Annotated in this window: 18 protein-coding genes, 1 tRNA gene and 1 pseudogene; 10 read left to right on the top strand and 10 right to left on the bottom strand. The window is 68.8% G+C overall.

Annotated elements, in window-relative coordinates:
• The first annotated feature begins 83 nt into the window (after positions 1 to 83).
• On the top strand, positions 84 to 1,676 hold the full coding sequence (locus CIW48_RS18340; protein ID WP_149312045.1) for an ABC-F family ATP-binding cassette domain-containing protein: 1,593 nt from the start codon (positions 84 to 86) through the stop codon (positions 1,674 to 1,676).
• A 437-nt stretch (positions 1,677 to 2,113) separates the two neighbouring features.
• On the top strand, positions 2,114 to 3,052 hold the full coding sequence (locus tag CIW48_RS18335; protein ID WP_207105490.1) for a glycosyltransferase family 2 protein: 939 nt from the start codon (positions 2,114 to 2,116) through the stop codon (positions 3,050 to 3,052).
• Positions 3,053 to 3,160: 108 nt separating this feature from the next.
• Here CIW48_RS18335 and CIW48_RS18330 read toward each other — a convergent pair whose 3' ends face one another.
• Positions 3,161 to 3,616 carry a hypothetical protein gene (locus CIW48_RS18330; RefSeq protein WP_149312043.1) on the bottom strand — a complete coding sequence of 152 codons (456 nt, stop codon included), beginning with the start codon at positions 3,614 to 3,616 and terminating at the stop codon, positions 3,161 to 3,163.
• 373 nt (positions 3,617 to 3,989) lie between these two features.
• Positions 3,990 to 4,220 (bottom strand): annotated as a pseudogene (locus CIW48_RS34055) (C4-dicarboxylate ABC transporter substrate-binding protein); the annotation flags it as partial.
• Between the two features lie 46 nt (positions 4,221 to 4,266).
• On the opposite strand from CIW48_RS34055, the gene CIW48_RS33315 reads away from it, so the two are divergent.
• Positions 4,267 to 4,425: a hypothetical protein gene (locus CIW48_RS33315; RefSeq protein ID WP_173009304.1), complete on the top strand. Its 159-nt coding sequence runs from the start codon at positions 4,267 to 4,269 to the stop codon at positions 4,423 to 4,425.
• A gap of 154 nt (positions 4,426 to 4,579) precedes the next feature.
• On the opposite strand, the gene CIW48_RS18320 is transcribed toward CIW48_RS33315, so the two are convergent.
• The 4 genes from CIW48_RS18320 to CIW48_RS18305 form a co-directional block, all read right to left on the bottom strand.
• A tRNA-Ser gene (locus CIW48_RS18320) sits at positions 4,580 to 4,669 on the bottom strand.
• 79 nt (positions 4,670 to 4,748) lie between these two features.
• The gene (locus CIW48_RS18315; RefSeq protein WP_149312042.1) at positions 4,749 to 5,867 is read right to left on the bottom strand and encodes an AAA family ATPase; all 1,119 of its coding nucleotides are present in this window, start codon (positions 5,865 to 5,867) and stop codon (positions 4,749 to 4,751) included.
• Complete coding sequence (hemF, locus tag CIW48_RS18310; RefSeq protein WP_149312041.1) at positions 5,864 to 6,796, bottom strand: oxygen-dependent coproporphyrinogen oxidase; 933 nt, start codon at positions 6,794 to 6,796, stop codon at positions 5,864 to 5,866. The genes CIW48_RS18315 and hemF overlap by 4 nt, the downstream gene beginning before the upstream one ends.
• Positions 6,797 to 6,898: 102 nt before the next feature.
• Positions 6,899 to 7,312: a PaaI family thioesterase gene (locus CIW48_RS18305; protein ID WP_149312040.1), complete on the bottom strand. Its 414-nt coding sequence runs from the start codon at positions 7,310 to 7,312 to the stop codon at positions 6,899 to 6,901.
• A gap of 437 nt (positions 7,313 to 7,749) precedes the next feature.
• On the opposite strand from CIW48_RS18305, the gene CIW48_RS18300 reads away from it, so the two are divergent.
• The gene (locus CIW48_RS18300) at positions 7,750 to 8,265 is read left to right on the top strand and encodes a MucR family transcriptional regulator (protein WP_091784446.1); all 516 of its coding nucleotides are present in this window, start codon (positions 7,750 to 7,752) and stop codon (positions 8,263 to 8,265) included.
• Between the two features lie 70 nt (positions 8,266 to 8,335).
• Here CIW48_RS18300 and CIW48_RS18295 read toward each other — a convergent pair whose 3' ends face one another.
• The gene (locus CIW48_RS18295) at positions 8,336 to 8,518 is read right to left on the bottom strand and encodes a hypothetical protein (RefSeq protein ID WP_149312039.1); all 183 of its coding nucleotides are present in this window, start codon (positions 8,516 to 8,518) and stop codon (positions 8,336 to 8,338) included.
• Between the two features lie 251 nt (positions 8,519 to 8,769).
• On the opposite strand from CIW48_RS18295, the gene CIW48_RS18290 reads away from it, so the two are divergent.
• From CIW48_RS18290 to CIW48_RS18280, 3 genes are all read left to right on the top strand, one after another.
• Entirely contained in the window at positions 8,770 to 9,231 is a 462-nt protein-coding gene (locus CIW48_RS18290) for a GNAT family N-acetyltransferase (RefSeq protein WP_149312038.1), read from the top strand.
• A 70-nt stretch (positions 9,232 to 9,301) separates the two neighbouring features.
• Positions 9,302 to 9,658 (top strand): hypothetical protein, encoded by a 357-nt coding sequence (locus tag CIW48_RS18285; RefSeq protein ID WP_149312037.1) that lies wholly within the window; start codon positions 9,302 to 9,304, stop codon positions 9,656 to 9,658.
• A gap of 125 nt (positions 9,659 to 9,783) precedes the next feature.
• The gene (locus CIW48_RS18280; RefSeq protein WP_149312036.1) at positions 9,784 to 10,914 is read left to right on the top strand and encodes a DUF2336 domain-containing protein; all 1,131 of its coding nucleotides are present in this window, start codon (positions 9,784 to 9,786) and stop codon (positions 10,912 to 10,914) included.
• A gap of 11 nt (positions 10,915 to 10,925) precedes the next feature.
• On the opposite strand, the gene CIW48_RS18275 is transcribed toward CIW48_RS18280, so the two are convergent.
• The gene (locus CIW48_RS18275) at positions 10,926 to 11,267 is read right to left on the bottom strand and encodes a hypothetical protein (protein WP_149312035.1); all 342 of its coding nucleotides are present in this window, start codon (positions 11,265 to 11,267) and stop codon (positions 10,926 to 10,928) included.
• Positions 11,268 to 11,535: 268 nt separating this feature from the next.
• Here CIW48_RS18275 and CIW48_RS18270 point away from each other — a divergent pair, with 268 nt between their 5' ends.
• Complete coding sequence (locus CIW48_RS18270) at positions 11,536 to 13,413, top strand: PAS domain-containing sensor histidine kinase (protein WP_246695308.1); 1,878 nt, start codon at positions 11,536 to 11,538, stop codon at positions 13,411 to 13,413.
• Between the two features lie 27 nt (positions 13,414 to 13,440).
• Positions 13,441 to 14,154: a peptidoglycan-binding domain-containing protein gene (locus tag CIW48_RS18265; protein ID WP_149312033.1), complete on the top strand. Its 714-nt coding sequence runs from the start codon at positions 13,441 to 13,443 to the stop codon at positions 14,152 to 14,154.
• 382 nt (positions 14,155 to 14,536) lie between these two features.
• On the opposite strand, the gene CIW48_RS18260 is transcribed toward CIW48_RS18265, so the two are convergent.
• On the bottom strand, positions 14,537 to 14,827 hold the full coding sequence (locus CIW48_RS18260) for a hypothetical protein (protein ID WP_149312032.1): 291 nt from the start codon (positions 14,825 to 14,827) through the stop codon (positions 14,537 to 14,539).
• Between the two features lie 322 nt (positions 14,828 to 15,149).
• Between CIW48_RS18260 and CIW48_RS18255 the strand changes: the two genes are divergently transcribed.
• Positions 15,150 to 15,488, top strand: coding sequence for a DUF1491 family protein (locus CIW48_RS18255; protein ID WP_091784420.1), 339 nt, complete (start codon positions 15,150 to 15,152; stop codon positions 15,486 to 15,488).
• 143 nt (positions 15,489 to 15,631) lie between these two features.
• Here the strand turns inward: CIW48_RS18255 and CIW48_RS18250 are convergent, their stop codons facing one another.
• Entirely contained in the window at positions 15,632 to 16,681 is a 1,050-nt protein-coding gene (locus tag CIW48_RS18250) for a 2-dehydropantoate 2-reductase N-terminal domain-containing protein (protein WP_091784417.1), read from the bottom strand.
• Between the last annotated feature and the right edge of the window lie 336 nt (positions 16,682 to 17,017).

The following is a 17,017-nucleotide window of genomic DNA, read 5'->3' as shown; positions in this document are numbered from 1 at the left end:
CAGCGTCTTATCAGAGTGCCGTCTCGCCATGTGATCCTCACCCGAACCTGCTTTTTATCCAAGCCTGTTTCGGGAACAGATCCATGTCCGCGTTCATCACGCTTTCGCGCCTTTCCTGGTCGACGCCAGACGGCCGCCCGCTCTTTTCAGACATCAATCTCGCCTTCGGTCCCGAGCGGGCCGGCCTGGTTGGACGTAACGGTGTTGGCAAGTCGACACTGCTCCGCTTGATCGCGGGCGATCTCCGACCGAGTGCCGGGTCGGTCTCGCTGCACGGCCGCTTGGGCGTCATGCGCCAGATTGTCCACGTGGATGCATCTGAATGTGTCGCCGACCTATTTGGCGTCCGGCGCGATCTTGCGGTGCTGCGTCGAGCCGAGCGCGGCGAGGCCGACGCAGAGGATCTGGCCGATGCCGATTGGACGCTGGAAGCACGGCTTGACGCCGCGCTCGCTCGCCTCGGCTTGGCGATTGCACTCGACACGCCTCTCGCGAGCCTGTCAGGCGGGCAACGCACCTGTGCTGCGCTCGCCGCCTTAGTCTTTGCTCGACCAGACTTCCTGCTGCTCGATGAGCCTACGAACAACCTCGATCGGGAGGGTTGGGACGCAGTTGCGGCTCTGCTAGCCGATTGGCGCGGTGGAGCGCTCGTCGTCAGCCATGATCGGGCCCTTCTCGAGAGTATGGACACGATCGTGGAGGTCACGGCGCTTGCCACAAGCCGATACGGTGGCGGCTGGAGTGCATACCGTGCACAGAAGGATCTGAAGCTCGCGGCCGCTGAGCACGACCTCGTTGATGCCGAGAAGCAAGTGGCCGCCGCCGCTCGTGCGGCACAGGTTGCTGCCGAGCGCAAGGCTCGCAAGGACAGCTTTGGTGCTCGCGCCGCCACCAAGGGCGACGCGCCCCGCATCCTGCTCGGCGCGCAGAGAAACCGCAGCGAGGCGACCGGTGGCGTCCAAGCCCGTATGGCAGAGCATCGACTGGTCGAGGCCAACGCCAGTGCCGCCGTTGCGCGCGAACAACTTGAGGCCCTGCAGCAACTTCGGGTGACGCTCGCGCCGACGGGCCTGCCGGCCAACCGGCGGGTTCTCGTGCTAGAAAAGGTTACCGCGGGATATGCCCCAGACGCGCCCGTACTCCGCGATACGTCTCTAGCGATCGTCGGTCCAGAGCGCGTGGCAATTGTTGGACCGAATGGGTCCGGCAAGTCGACGCTTTTGCGCCTTCTTACAGGTTTGTTGAAACCTTGGTCTGGTGAAGTCGCGCTCTATGTTCATTCCGTGATGCTCGATCAACGGGTCAGTCTGCTTGATCCAAGCGCGACAATCCTAGAAAATTTCAAGCGGCTCAATCCAACCGACGGTGAGAATGCCTGCCGGGCAGCGTTGGCCCGGTTCCAGTTCCGGGCGAATGCCGCGCTGCAGTTCGTGCACAGTTTGAGCGGTGGGCAGATGCTCCGTGCCGGCCTCGCCTGTGTTCTAGGCGGTCAGGCTCCGCCACCCCTGCTCATCCTAGACGAGCCAACAAATCATCTCGACATTGACTCGATCGAGGCTGTCGAGGCGGGGCTTGCCGCATATGACGGTGCCCTACTCGTCGTCAGTCACGACGAACGATTTCTCGACGCGATCCAGATAGAGCGACGCCTCAGGCTGACCAAGTCGCTTGACTGACGTCCAACCGACGGCAGCTTTCGGGAAGCGCCTGCGGCTAACCACACGGCTGGGTTGGGTCGGTAGCAGGCCGTCCGTTTTTCCCGCGAACCTTCTCCGAAGCGGACCGGCGGCTCTCGGCCAGCTTCTGCCGTTGAGGCTGCGATCGGCCTGGCTAAGCGGACTGTTCAAGGGCCTGTTTTCGGCCAGATCAGGCTTCCGGCTGCATCGTTCACAGAAGGTGGAGAGGAGGCGAGCGACGGAAAGGCGCTCGAGCGAGCCCCCTCCTCGTTCGTACAGCGGCGAAGGTCGTCAGACGACCTCGGCCGGAACGTTCGTTTCGCTCCCCAGATTGCCCGTCAAGGCGAGCCTAGAGCGCGGGGTCCCCCGGATTCATGACGGTACCTGCACACCCAACACAGTCCGCGAAGCCCTGTCGAATTCTCCTCGTCGCGACCATGCGAAACGAGGGCCCGTACATACCAGAATGGCTCACCTACCACCGTGCGATCGGGTTTACGGATATCGTCATCTGCACGAACGACTGCGTCGACGGTTCACCGGCACTCCTCGACCGCCTTCAGACGCTCGGTCTGCTCACCCATCTGCCCCATACGGTTGCGCCAGGAGACAAGCCCCAACTCGCCGCCTATGCCCACGCCGAGACGCTGCCCATCCTGACGGAGGCAGACTGGGTCATGGTGCTCGATGCCGACGAGTTCCTCAACGTTCATGTCGGCAAGCGGCGCGTGACAGACCTGATCACGGCCGTTCCCGGGAGCACCGCCATTCTCGTCAACTGGCGCGTATTCGGCAGTTCCGGCCACCGCACATGGTCTCGGGACTTCGTGACGGAGCGGTTCAGCAGGGCAGCGCCTCTGGAACACGGCGTCAATCGACCCTACAAAACACTCTTCACGAAAACGGAAGTTTACGGCTGCAAGCTGCTACCGCATCAGCCACGCTTTCCGCGCGCGGACGCACGCGACACACTTCGCTATGTGAATGGAGCAGGTACTATACTACCCGCCTACTTCTACGACGAGTCGCACGGAGACTTTCTGCAATCCGAGCCGGGGACGGTCTCCTGGGAGCTTGCTCAGGTCAACCACTACAATACGCGTTCTTGGGAGGACTACATCGTCAAACACCGACGAGGCGGCGGTCTGAACATCAGGTGGTCGCGCGAGGCGAACTGGCCTGTCTTCGACCGGAACGAGGAGGAAGACCTCAGCATCGCAGTCGGGCTGCCAGCAGTCAGGGCCAGCTACGATAAGCTCATGATGGATGAAGGCGTCCGAACCCTCTACGAGCAATGTTGCCGCTTCTACGCCACGCATGTCCGTGCGCTTACGCGTGATGTCGCCGCAGCTCAATGCGGCCCAGGGCTATTCTGAGGGCAGCGGATCGTGGCGGAACCTTTCACCTTCGGCATACCTCTGATCGCGCGTGACACTGCGACGGACTGGCCGCTCGTTGAGGCGCTGCTCGGCCTGACCCTCAGGTCAGCCGCGGCCCAGACGGATCAGGCATTCCGTGTCGTCATCGCTGGACATGACCAGCCAGCCATCGCGTCCCTTGATCGCCGGGTTAGCTTTATCGCCGCCGATTGGCCGGTCGAGGCCGTCCGTGCTGACAATCTCGACAGCGGGCGCAAGAAGCACCTGATAGCGCAGCGTACTCTGGCGGAAGGCGGTGGTCTGCTGATGTTCCTCGACAGCGACGACTGGGTCGACCGTCGGCTCGTCGAGGCGGCACGGACCGTGATCCCGGCTGGGGCACTGGGCGGGTACATCGCCGACGGCTTCATTGCCGACATCCGAGGGCACCGGGCGATCCGCCTGCCGGACGAGCGTATCTTTGACGGAAGCTTCCAGCGTCTCTGCGGTTCGAGCGTGGTCGCGCGGCTTGTCCCCGAAGCGCCCGATGCGCTGCAGCGCGATCCCCATGCTGTCCTGCACGAGCACTATCGCTGGCCTGAAACCGCGCAGGAGCACGGCGGAGCGGCTGTCCCACTCCCTGTGTCTGGCGCCTACGTAGTTAATAGTTCCGTGAACCACTCGGAGGTTCACGGCCCCTTCAGTTCCTGGCGCCGGAGCTTGAGCAAGGCGGTGGGGGAAGCCGGCTTTCCAATGGATGATGATTTTCTGTGTGATTTTGGGCTGACATCACACGAGGTCGCTCAAGCTGTTGGATGTCATCTGCGGTGATTGTAGATGCAGATCGGTTCAGCCAAGAGCTCGCTCCGGCCCTATTCGGCTCCTGGCGACGAGCGAGACTTCGTCTTCGACCGAAAAGCGGCCCTCTCGCTTCGCGCCCATTGCAGCCATTCAGCTAAATCTGTCCGACTCTCCGTAGTGGACATGGCGGGCCGCGGACCGTCGAGCGCGCTGCGTCGATCGCCACCGTGGCGGCGCCCAGCAGTCGCGGCTCAGTCGGCCTGTTCAGGGCGTGACAGGCGATCCCCGCCGCTTGGTCGTCGACCTCGACCGCGATGGCGTCCAGACGGTCCCGGTCGGTCTCCCGCCGGGCGGTCGAGCGGAGTGCGAGCAGGCGCGCCAAGGCAGTCCAAGTGCTGCGGGTAGCCGAGGACGGGTCCGAGGTCGAGGACGTGGCGCGCTACCTCGCGCGACACGATGTGAATGCGACGACGCGGCAAGTCGCAGTCTCGGCTTCGACCGCCGCCGAGGAACTGCAGAGAGCGGCGGTCGACGCAGATGCGGACCTGATCGTGAGCGGCGCCTTCGGTTACAGCCGCTTGCGCGAGTGATTCTTCGGCGGGGTCGCGCGCGACCTGCTGGCCGAGGCGGCCGCCTGCTGTCTGATGAGCCACTGACCAGACGAGGTTGACTTCCCATTCGCTGGTGGGGCGAAGGGTGAAGCAAACTTCAATTCAGCCAAAAACATTATAAATCAATAGTAACTGGCGGAGAGGGGGGGATTCGAACCCCCGATGCCCTTGCAGGCATGCCGCATTTCGAGTGCGGTGCATTCAACCGCTCTGCCACCTCTCCGCGAGGTGCCTCGATGAGACGGCCGGTGCCTAGCACGCGCGGCCCGGCTTCACAAGCGACGTCACGCGCCTCGGCCGGCTCAGACCACCACGGTGATCGCCTGCGCCGCGCGGGTGAGGCCGGTGTAGAGCCAGCGCGCCCGGTGCTCGCGGAACGCGTAGGATTCGTCGAACAAGGTCACCCGGTCCCATTGCGATCCCTGCGCCTTGTGCACCGTCAGCGCGTAGCCGTAGGTGAACTCATCCGTCTCGCGCCGCAGGAACAGCGGGATCTCCTCGTCCGTGCCGGAGATCATCGCGCGCAGCACCTTGATGTCGGTGGGCTTCCGGCGCAGCGCCGGGTCGTCCTCCGGCACCACGTCGAGGCGGATCAGGTCCGGCCGCGGCGGCGCGCGCAGCGCCTGGACCGTCCAGGTCGAGCCGTTGAGCAGGCCCTTCACCCGGTCGTTGCGCAGGCAGACCAGCTTCTCGCCGATCGCCGGCATCGGATCGGTGTGGCCGGCCAGTTCCCGGAGCCGGGCGTTGTAGAGGCGGCGCGTCTTGTTGAGGCCGACCAGCACCTGGTCGCATTCGAGCACCTCGGCCGGATCCAGGGCGCGGCGCGACACGACCCGGCTCTGCCCGTATCGGCCGAGGTCCAGCCGGCCACCCTCGCGGATCGTCATCGCCATGCGGACGATCGGGTCGTCCTTGGCCTGCCGGTGAACCTCCGTGAGCATCACGTCGGGCTCGGCCTCGGTGAAGAAGCCGCCGCCGCGCACCGGCGGCAGCTGGGCCGGGTCGCCCAGGACGAGCACCGGCCGCTCGAAGGACAGGAGATCGTTGCCGAGGTCGGAATCGACCATCGAGCACTCGTCGATGATGATGAGATCCGCCTTGGCGGCCGGGCCCGACCGGTTCAGCGTGAAGGTCGGGCCGCCCTCCTCCGCCTCCTTGGTGCGGTAGATCAGCGAGTGGATCGTCGCGGCGTCGTAGCAGCCCTTCTGGCGCATCACCGAGGCCGCCTTGCCGGTGAAGGCCCCGTAGACCACCGTGCCGTCGACATCCTCGGCGATCCGGCGCGCGAGGGTGGTCTTGCCGGTGCCGGCATAGCCGAACAGCCGGAACACCTGAGATCCCCCCTCCCGCCGCCACGCGGCGATCGCCTTCAGCGCTGCGTCCTGCTGCGGGGCGTAGGCGGCCGGCAGACCCGCACTCACGGCCAGCGCACGGTCGGCGGCATCGAGGACAGGATCGAGGCGACATTGCCGCCGGTCTTCAGGCCGAAGATCGTGCCCCGGTCGTAGAGCAGGTTGAACTCGACGTAGCGGCCGCGCCGCACCTGCTGCTCGTGGCGGTCCGCCTCGGTCCAGGGCGTGGCGACGTTGTCGCGCACGATCTTCGGATAAGCCTCCAGGAAGGCCCGACCGACGTCACGCGTGAAGGCGAGGTCGGCCTGTGGATCCCCGCTCCAGCGATAATCGTAGAAGATCCCGCCGATGCCGCGCGGCTCGTTCCGGTGCTTGAGGTGGAAATACTCGTCGCACCACGCCTTGTAGCCGGCGTGATCGATGCCGTGCGCCGTACAGGCCCGCTCCAGGCAGGCATGGAAGCGTCGGCTGTCCGGATCGTCCTGGTTGCGGCGCCGCTCGAGCACCGGGGTCAGGTCGGCCCCGCCGCCGAACCAGGCCCGCGTCGTCGCGACGAACCGGGTGTTCATGTGCACCGTCGGCACGTGCGGATTCCACGGATGGGCGATCAGCGAGATGCCGGTGGCGAAGAAGCGCGGATCCTCGGCGGCGCCGGGCATCTGGGCCCGAAATTCCGGCGCGAACTCGCCGTGCACCGTCGAGATGTGCACCCCCGCCTTCTCGAAGACGCGGCCGCGCAGCATCGCCATGACGCCGCCGCCGCCGGGCCGGCCGGTATGGTCGGTCCGGTTCCATGGGGTCTTCTCGAACGTTCCGGGGCCCTCGGGCGCGTCGGGATGGAACGGGCCCGCGGCCTCCGCCTCCAGGGCCTCGAAGGCCGCGAGGATGCGGTCACGCAGCGTCTCGAACCACGCGGCGGCCTCGGACTTCATGGCCGTCACGTCGGCCTCTGAGGGAGGCGCAACCAGGGCTGCGCGCGCATCATCCGGCTTCGTCATGACACAGGCTTTTCCACCCTGCCGGTCGCACGTCAATGCAAACGCGGCCCCGCACGAGCGCGCAGGGCTCCGGCGCCGTCATTCACGACGGCGGCGTGCCGTCTAGGCCGTCGCCGACCGCTCGCCGACGGGCTTGAGCAGCCCCGTGGCGGTCGCCACCAGATCCCCGGCCGCATCGCGGATCTCGGCCTCGCAGAAGATCACCGACCGGCCCGCCCGGGTGACCTGACCCTCCGCAATCAGGACGCCGCGCCCGGGCGAGAGGAAGCGGGTCTGCATGTCGAGCGTCACCACGGGGCGCCCCGCCCGCAGCCGGGCCGCCGTTCCGAGGGCGACGTCGAGCAGGGTGCAGAGCGCGCCGCCATGGGCGATGCCGAGATTGTTGGAATGCTCCGGCCGCAGGGCGAGGCGCAGGCGCGTCCGGCCCGCGCGCACGTCGAGGGCCTCGATCCCGCAGTAATCCACGAACGGGACGGCGGCGCCGAAGACGGTGCCCGGCTCCGATTGCTGGTCCACGTCGATCGCCCCCGGATCCCGCCCCGTCCGAATCCTTATGGCCAGGATGCGGCCGAGGCCAGGACCGGACCGCTGCAGATCAGGTGACAGTCCGGTTGAAACGTTCGTTCCGCGTGGACGGACTGACGGCACGTCGCAACAGGCCGCGGCGTGAAGTTCCGGGCGTCTCATCAGACCCGAGACCGATCTTCGCAGAGGAAGCCGGCGGCGTGATCGCGGCAGAAGGCATAACCGGCCCCTTCCGCACGCCCCGGTCTCATCCAACCTCGCCTCCGGCGTGTCGGTTTGCTCGACGGTCGATTTCAGCTGGACCGACGGCTTCAACAATATGCGTGTTCACGACCGGGGCATTGTGTAGGGAAATGCTCGACGACGACTTGATTTTGCTGCACAGACGTTAGAACCGTCACACCACGGTCGGATAGAGGGAATCATCGATGGACGACAACGCGACTGAGCAGCAGCAGACCTTTATCGAGCAGGCATCGGACATCGTCTCGGCCTATGTCTCGAACAATTCCGTGCCCATCAGCGAGCTGCCCGGTCTGCTCGCCGGCGTTCACGCGGCGCTGACGAAGCTCTCCGCGCCCGCCGCGACGGTCACCGAGACGGCCGACAAGCCGACCCCGGCCCAGATCCGCAAGTCGGTGACGCCGGACGCGCTGATCTCCTTCATCGACGGCAAGCCGTACAAGACGCTGAAGCGTCATCTGTCGCGTAACGGCCTGACGATCGAGCAGTATCGCGAGCGCTTCGGGCTGCCGCGCGACTATCCGTCGACGGCCGCGAGCTACTCGGCTCAGCGCTCGGAACTCGCCCGCAGCCTCGGCCTCGGTCAGCAGCGCCGCAAATCCGCCGCCCCGGCGCCGGCGCCGGTGCCGGAGCCCGTCGAGGAGGTGGCCGAGAAGCCGAAGCGCGCGAGCCGCCCCCGCAAGGCCAAAGAGACGGCCTGAGATCGGCCTGAGCCCGGCACGGGCCGAGCTCCTGGATCCCGGCCGGCGTGCAGCCCGCGCGCCGGCCGGATCACGCGAAATCGGCGAGATCGTCGGCGACGTCGCCGGCGGCGATCTCCGTCTCGGCCTTGTGCCGCTCGACCGGATCCGCTTTCCCGTTCGGCTCAGGCTGCGACACCGTCCGCCCGGTCTCCGGCGGCGGCGGCACGCCTGCCTCCGCATCGGCGGATTGATCCGTCACCCGACCCGCCATTCTGCCGCTCCCTGATCTTCGACAGGGAAGCAAAGCGCCAGGTTGCGAGCGCGTTCCGGCCCGCGAACATTGCGGGCGACCTCGCCGAATGTGGATCCCGAGCGCCGCATCGCCCGAGGGGCTCATCGGCAATTGCGACTCCGCCGCACCCTTTCCCACGGCCCGGATGCCGCCCCTGCGAGCCGCGCCCGGAGGCGACGGATCGCGCTGCGACGCGTTGAACGCCCGGGCAGGCCGATCGGGAGCAAGATTTGAGCAATCGCTACGGGCTGGAGATCCGCGCCGCCGCGGGCCCGGACGCAGCCGGGCTCACGGCCCTGCTGGGCGAGACGGGGATCGCGGTCGGTGCCGCGGATCTCGCAGCCCGGCTCGAGGCCCTGCAGCGGGACGGCGGCACCGCCCTCGTCGCGGTGGAATGGGGACCGCCGAGCGGCCTCATCACCGTCTCCCCCATCCGGACCCTTGAGGCGCCGCGGCCCTTCGGCCTGATCACCAGCCTCGCGGTCGCGGCCGAGTCCCGTCGGCGGGGGATCGGCCGGGTGCTGCTGAAGGCTGCCGGCCGGGCGGCACGGCAGGCGGGCTGCGACCGGCTTCTGCTGGCCGCGGGGCCCGACCAGGCGGCCCTGCGCGCCTTCTGTGCCGCGGCGGGCTTCAGCGACCAAGGGCAGATGCTCGCACGGCCGCTGCTGAAGCGCGGGGCCGGGGAGAGCTGAGATCCGCGACATCCTGGCCGCAGCCGACCGGGTCGTCCGGGCGTTGACTCCGTAGACTGGAGCCCCGCCGATGACGTTGCGATCCGAGACCCCGCCGCCGCCCGGGAACCTGCCCTGCGATCCGCCGCCGGATTCCGAGGCGCCGACCACCGCCCAGCTCAAAGGCGACATCGACAGCGGCCGAACCGCCGACAAGACCCCGCATATGGATATCGGCGCGGCCCCGCTCGGGACCTGCGAGGAGGCCGGCGGGACGCCGCCGACATCCCAGGAGGTGCGGATCGCCCGGCAGAACGAGCGGGCACCCTCGGAGCGGGCGGCGAAGGGATACGCGCACCAGCGGCAGCCCTGGGTGCTGCCGCTCTATATCGGCTTCATCGCCGCGGCGGCGGTGGGACTTGGCCTCACGCTCTGGCTGACGCGCTGAGGCCTGGCCCGGATGCGGGCCACCATGATGCAGGACGGCACGGCCGTGGCGGAGGCGGTTTAAAGGTCGATTCACGTCGATGCGGTTAGCGTGACCTTACTGCAGTCTTGCGTAACCGATCCTCCATGCCCTCATCCGTCGATGCTCCGCCGGACCTGTCCGGGCTCCTCGAACTGTCACGCATCGAGAATCTCGATCTCAAGCCGGTGATCCTCCGGGTTCAGACGGATCTGTTCGTCCGGGCCGCGGCCCGGGACAGAACCGAGGTCGAGATCTTCGAATCCCTGGCCTGCGGCCTGATCCCGACGGTGGATGAGGAGACGGCCCGGGTGGTGGCCCGCAAGCTGGCCCCCTGCCCAGAGACGCCGCCGGCTGTGCTGGAGGCGCTGGCGCGGCGCGGCGGCGAGGCCCGCGACGCGGTGGTGGAACTGGCCCCGACCCTGAGCCATCGCCTGATCGAGGCGGCCCTGGCCGAGGGGTCGGATATCGCCGCCCGCATCGCGGCCCGGGCCGGGCTGAGCCGCGAGGCGGTGGACGAACTCTCCCGTGAGGGCCGCCCCGAGATCGACCGCGCGCTGGCGGCCAATCTCGGCCATACCCTGCGGGGGGCAGCCCTGGCGCGGCTCGTAAACCGCGGCCGCAGCGCCCCCGACCTCGCCCGGCTCCTCCTGGTCCGGCCCGACGTCTCGGCCGCCGACCTCGTGCCCCTGTACCTGCACGCCGATCCGATGCGCCGCACGGTGATCGGCCGGACCGTCGAGGCGACCGCAGCCCTGCGCCCCTGTCCGCCGCCGCCCCGCGGCCTCGGCGAGACCCTGACCGGCCTGTCCGCCACCCGCGACGTGCCGGCCTTCATGGCATCCCTGGCCGACGGCCTCGGCCTGCCGCGCGATTTCCTGACCGTGGTGGCCGATCCGAGCGCGCGCTACGACCTGCTGACCCTCGGCCTGCGGGCCGCCGGCCTGCACGAGGAGGAGGCGGTCTACATCTTCCTGACCCTCAACCAGGGGGTGGCCCGCTCGGCCGAGCGGGTGGCCGACCTCGTGCGGCTGTTCCGCACCGTGAGCCGGCCGGCATCCCGGGACCTGATCGCCGCGATCCTCGACCGGCCGCTCGCCGAGCGCGGGCGCAGCGAGGCCCACCAGCCCCTTCACGGCCCGGAAGCCAAGCTGCGCCAGGGCGCCGAGCGCGTCGCCGCGCAGCGGCCGCCCCTGCCGGCGCGGGCGAGGGCGTCGGGCGGAGGGGAGCCGGCCTGACCGGCGGGCCGTCAGCGGGGTTCGAGGCGCGGACCAGGCTGCGGATCGGCCTGCGGATCGGCACCCCGCCAAGCGGGTTGCCGGTCGGTCTCCTGGAGGGTGTCGTTCGAGGGCACCGGCTCAGCGGCGCGGCGGCTCAGCTCCGCCATCAGGCCGCGGGCCAGGACGGCGCGCACCGCCCGCTCGCGGGTTTCGGGCGGCACGGCGTCGAGGCCGGCCGGCAGCGCCGCCTGGGCGCTCGGCACCGCGCCGGCAAGTCTTCGGGCTTCGGCGGCCGGATCCGCACCGGTGCGCAGCAGGGCGAAGTAGGAGAGCACACCGATCACCAGCGCGGCGCGCAGCAAAACGGTCATGGGACGGTTCCTCCGCTCCAGGTCGAACGCAAGCATTCGACGGATTTCGTGAACCGGGCCTCTACCGAGCCGAGCTTTCCGGCGCGATGGTGAACGAAGCTTGTTCGCGATCGGTTGGTTACCTCGCGGAAAGCATCCCGATCATTCGGACAAGATCCGCAACACTCGTTTAAGCCGGCTCTGCGACCGTCCGGAAGTCGTTCGAAGTCGAACTGGAGGCGCGACGGATGCGGGAACGCATTCTGCGCGGCGCGTGCCAACCTTGACCATGAAGACTGTCCTGACGTCGTTGATCGACGACCGGCTCGCAGGTCTCGTCCACGAATCCGTGGCCGACAATCCGGCCGCCCGCGCGCGCCACCAGCGCTTCCTGGTGTCGCGTCTGGCGACCGGCGCGGTCATGATGGCCGGGTTGCCGCCCTACCTGCTCTGGCGCGGGGTACCGTCGGGCTTCGAGGTCCTGGCGATCGCGAGCCTGCTGCTGCCGGTCTTCGCCGCCGTCCTGCTCGCCCGCACCGGATCCCTCTGGGTCGCCCACGCGGTCTCCTCGGCGGGCCTGACGGGGCTCGTCGTCGCCTTGGCGGGCGTCACCGGCGGTGCCGCCTCGCCCGCCGCGGTCTGGCTGGTGGCGATCCCCCTGGAAGCGCTGGTCTCCGGCTCGCTCCGCGCGACGATCGCGGCCTCCGTCATAGCGATTCTCGGCGTGCTGGCCGTGGTGGCCCTGGGCGCCTGGGCCGATTCCCTGCCGGTCATGGACATCTCGGCCGCCTACGCCCTGCCGGCCTTCGCGATCACGGCGATCGGCCATGTCGCCGCCCAGGCTCTGGAGCACATGCGCAACGAGGGCGTCTGGCGCGAGCGGCTGCGCGACAACGAGGCCCGCGACCGGCTTCTGCTCTCGGCGATCGACGATCTCGTGACCTGGCACGACCGCAACGGCCGGGTTCTGGAAGCCTCCGTCTCGGCCATGCGCCTGCTGGGCAGCGATCCGGTGCGGCTGCGCGGCCACGGGCTGCTAGAGCGGGTCCACGTGGCCGATCGGCCGGCCTTCCTCAAGGCGGTGAGCGACGTGGCCGCGACCGGCCGGCCCGCGACCCTGCCGCTGCGCCTGCATGTCGAGCCCGCGGCCGGCCGCGCCGACGGCGCGAGCCTGATCCATGCCGAGATGCGCGCCCACCGGATCGAGCACGGGCCGCACGATGCCGCCATGGCGGTGGTGGCGGTCACCCGCGACATGACCGAGCACCACCGGCACGCCGTGGAGCTGGAACGCGCCCGCGCCGAGGCCGAGCGGGCCGACGCGATCAAGGGCCGGTTTCTGGCCAACGTCACCCACGAGCTGCGCACGCCGCTCAACGCGATCATCGGCTTCTCCGAGGTTCTGTCGGGCGAAGGCGCCGTCAGCCTCGGCCCGGATCAGGCGCGGGAATATGCCGGGATCATCGGAGCCTCCGGCCACCACCTGCTCGGCGTCGTGAACACGCTGCTCGACATGAGCCGGATCCAGAGCGGCAACTTCGACTGCGCGCCGGAATCCTTCGACATCGCGGGCCTGCTCCAGGCCTGCTGCGACCTGATGCGCCTGAAGGCCGACGCCGCCGGAATCGTCCTCACCGCCGCCCCATCGGGGCCCGTGGAGATCACGGCCGATCCCGCCGCCTGCCGGCAGGTCCTGATCAACCTCATCTCGAACGCCGTGAAGTTCACCCCGCGCGGCGGCCGCGTCGACCTGTCCCTGCGCCGCGGCGCGGGCAGCCTGGACATCGTCGTGGCCGATACCGGTCTCGGCATCGGTGCAGACGACCTGCCCAAGCTCGGCACCCCGTTCTTCCAGGCCGGGAGCGGCGACTACAAGCGCCAGCACGAGGGGACCGGCCTCGGCCTCTCGGTGGTGCAGGGCTTGGTCGGCCTGCATGGCGGCGCTCTCCTGATCGAGAGCGCGCCGCAGGCCGGGACCGTCGTGACCGTCACCCTGCCTCTCGTCTGCCGGGCTCCGGCCCTTGCCCATGGCCCGGCACAGATCCGCACCGCCGTGCGGGGCGCCCCGACACAGCGCCGGGTGGTGCGCCTGCCGCTCGGCCTGTTCGACGCGGAGCCGAGCACCGCCTCGGCCCCGGCCGACCCGGTCCTGCGCCGCACCGGCTGATCCGCAGATCCCCCGGAAGGAGATAGGATGTCAGGCTACCGCGAGATCACCGTACCGGGCGAACCCGGCCGCGCGCGCGGTCCCGGGCCGCGCCGTGCCGCCATCCAGGGCGACTGGCGCGCCGTCCTCGTCGGCGCGCTGAAGGCCACGGGAGCCACCTGCCGGACCAGCCCGGGCACCGTTCTCGGCAGCCTCGTCGCCGTGGCGGCTGCGGGCTTCGTCTGCGTCAACGCCCTCGGCTACCAGTCCGGACGCCATCCGGCGCCGATCCTGCCGAAGCTCGCCCAGAAGGCGCCTGCCTCGCGGGAGGCGGCGCCGGCCGCCAAGGAGCCCGTCCGGGACGCGGGCCGGGATCCGGTTCGCGTCATCGAGGCCGACCGCGCCGCCGCGCCGCCCCCCGCCAAGCCGGCGGCCCGGGACGCGATCGGCGAGCTGATCCGGTCGGAGGAGACCACCGCCTCGGTCACCCCGAAGGCGTCGCCGGTTCGACCGACCGCTAAGCCGGTCCCGAAGGAGACGAAGGACGCCAATGCGGCCAAGCCCGGGAAGGACGGCGACCCGGTGCTGCGCGCCCAGAAGGCGCTGTCGAAGCTCGGCTACGCGGTGAAGCCCGACGGCGCGATGGGGCCCGGCACCCGGGCGGCGATCGAGAAGTTCGAGCGCGGCGCCAAGCTGCCGGTGACCGGAGAGGCGACGGGCCGGACCCTGCGCGAACTGGTGGCGCGGGCGGGCCACGGCTAGGGCCGATCCCGATCGCGTTGCATCGGTCTGGAAGACGGGCGTCCCCGGTCGAGGCAGCCGCGCCATTCCGCCGCCCTCATGCCTCCTCTCCCGTGCGGGAGAGGGTTGGGGTGAGCGGCGAGACGCGTCCGGGTCGAGCGCGCCATCACCGCCCGGCCGGAATGCGCCTCGCCCGGACAGACCTGATCCCTCACCCTGTCCCTCTCCCGCACGGGAGAGGGGATCCGTGCCTCGTTCGGCACGGGCTCGGCTAGCGCCCCCGTCTCAGCCCGATCGGGAACGGCGCGAGCGGATGTAACACGCGTCACACCCGACGAAGACCCGCGCCGGCCTGATCGCGGCGCGGGTCTCTATCCACCGGGGCATGCGGAAGGCGCGTCCCTCAGTACTGCGTGCCGGTGAACCGGCAGATCGTCTTGCAGCGCGGACCGCCATTGGCCTGCCAGGACTTCGCGTGGCCGATCGATCCGGTCATGTCCTGCGTGGGATTACCGCCGGGCCGATGCACGACGATGTTGCAGCGATCCTGCGGCGTGCGCTGGTAGCGCGGGCAAGACGCGGAGTCGCGGTTGTCCAGTAAATCCATGAGCGTCTCCGAACGGGCGTGGGCCGACGGCGCAACACCGCACAGGCAGGCGACGACCAGCGTCGTGAGCGAGGTCATTCTCCACATCGGAGTGCTCCTTAAATCATCGTGACATGCGAATTCGGGCGCCCTTTGCTCAGTTAATCGGCAGGAAATACTATAGATGTGCGCTGACGCACATCATTCAGTTCTTTTTTAATCCCGAAAAATACTGATTTTTTCGGCGGAATATTCTGCGCCGGGAACCGTTGCGGCTTCAGGGAGCCGTGCGGCGCGCCCGAGGTTGCTCGAACGGGCGCTTTCGCGCATGGCGGATGCAGCACCGCTCTGGACCCCGGGGTTCAGGATCCGACCGCCGTATCGGACCGCCCATCCTGCGGCGCGCCGATCTTCACAGGGCCACAGACGCATGCGCCTGCGCTCCGATTTCTGGGTTTCGGCCCATCTGCGGCGCCTGGACGTCGCGGGCATCCCGGCCGTGCTGCGCCGGCGCGGATCCGCGGAGGCGGGCGCGATTTTCGTGAAGGTCGATCGGCTCGACGGCAGCGCCGACCTCTACGGACCGGCGCCGCAGGCCCTGTTCGAGGCCGAGGAGAGCGGTGACCGCCGCTTCGCCGCGATCGTCACCGGCGGCAGCCCGCTCGACGTGGAGGAGCGCCTGACCAAGGAGATCCGGTTCGACTCCGATCTCTGGATCATCGAGATCGACGACCGGCAGGGGCGGCACTTCCTGGATCTGGCGGAGTAGGACGGCTCGCAGGCCGTCTCTGCAAACGGAGCGAAGCAATCGAGAAGCGCCAGGCCGACTGACGGCGCGCCGTTCCGGGTCACTGCGCTACGCTCGTGCCGACGGCGCGACGCCGCGCGGCGTCGCGCCCGATGACGCGCCCGTCAGCCCTCGATGATGCGCTCGTCGAGCTTCCGGTCGACGGTCTCGACGGTGCGGTCGATCTCGGCGTTCGGCTCGCCGAGCTGGTGCGAGATCAGCTTCACCAGCAGGTCGACGCGCTCGATGTAGGGCGCCCCGTTCGCCACGGCGCGCGCCGCAGAGGACGGCTTCAGCAGGCTCTCGGCGGCCTTGGCGTATTTCTCGAACGGTACCTGATCGGCGGGATCCGCACCGAGCTTCCGGGCGATCCCATCGACATGGTCGTAGATCGCCCGCGATCGCGCCAGATCGCCGTGGACGGCGTCGTGGATCGATTGCGGCTCGCCCGGGGTGATGCAGCGGTAATTGCCGGTGAGCAGCATCGACCATTTGGCGAGCGGCACGAACAGCGAGTCGAACACCTTGAGCTTCACCGGCACGTCGTGCCCGTCGAGGCGCACGGCGTCGATATCGGCCTCCAGCTCGCGGAGAAGCGTGTTGTGCGCCTCGTCTTCGAAGGTCGCGGCCTTGAAGTTCGTCGGCAGGCCGACGTGGAGGACATTGGCCTCCTCCTCGGGCGGCCGGAAGGCCTGCGGATCGGGGGAGCAGAGCGACACCAGGCCCGGCTCGAACCGGTCCCACACGCCGGCATTGGTGTAGGCGTCCTCGAGGTCCATGGCGGCGAGCGCCGGGATCCGCTTGAGGTAAGGCAGCGGCGGCATGTTCATGATCGACAGGCACGGCAGCTTCGCCGCCGCGATCTTGATCATGAGGACGCGGATCGTGTGGTTGTTGTACTGCGGCTCCTGCATGGCGAGGCCGACGAGGTCGTAGCGCGAGACGTCGACGTCTTCCGGCGGCATCGCGTCGACCTTGCCGGGCAGGTCGCGCGAGTGGATCGCGCGGTGCTCCTTCTCGTCGCGCAGCTTGATGCGGACCTCGGTCCCCTCGCGGTTGATCAGGTCCGCGGTCTTCCGGCGGCAGACCAGGGTCACGTTGTGACCGGCCATCAGGAGCTTTGTGCCCAGGAGCGAGCCGTAGGAGGCCCCCAGGATCAGGATGTTTCTGGCCACGTCGTTCCTCCCCAGCATTGAAGACTGCTGTGTGTTGTCTGGCTGCTGGGAACAGCGCGTCTCCGCCGCAGCCCCCATCGCACCCGCGATGGATGGCAGCCGGGCGGGCGGAACGCAAGCCTTCTGGTATACCTAATCCCAAACCCGTTGTGATGCCCCGGCGGTGACAGCCGGGGCGATCCCTATCCTCGCACCCGGGGATCTCCACAGGGCGGGGCACCGCCTTCCGTCAAGCGACCGGCCATGCCGCCGTCATCCCGGGGCTGGAGAGCGGAGCCCGGATGACGACGTGGTGGAGCGGGTGAAAAGCTTCGGAGGCGCGGCGCGGACGCGGCC

It is taken from the genome of Methylobacterium sp. P1-11, assembly GCF_008329595.1.
Classification (GTDB): domain Bacteria; phylum Pseudomonadota; class Alphaproteobacteria; order Rhizobiales; family Beijerinckiaceae; genus Methylobacterium.
Note: the sequence above shows the minus strand (reverse complement) of the source record. Positions and strands in the feature narration are given on the sequence as shown.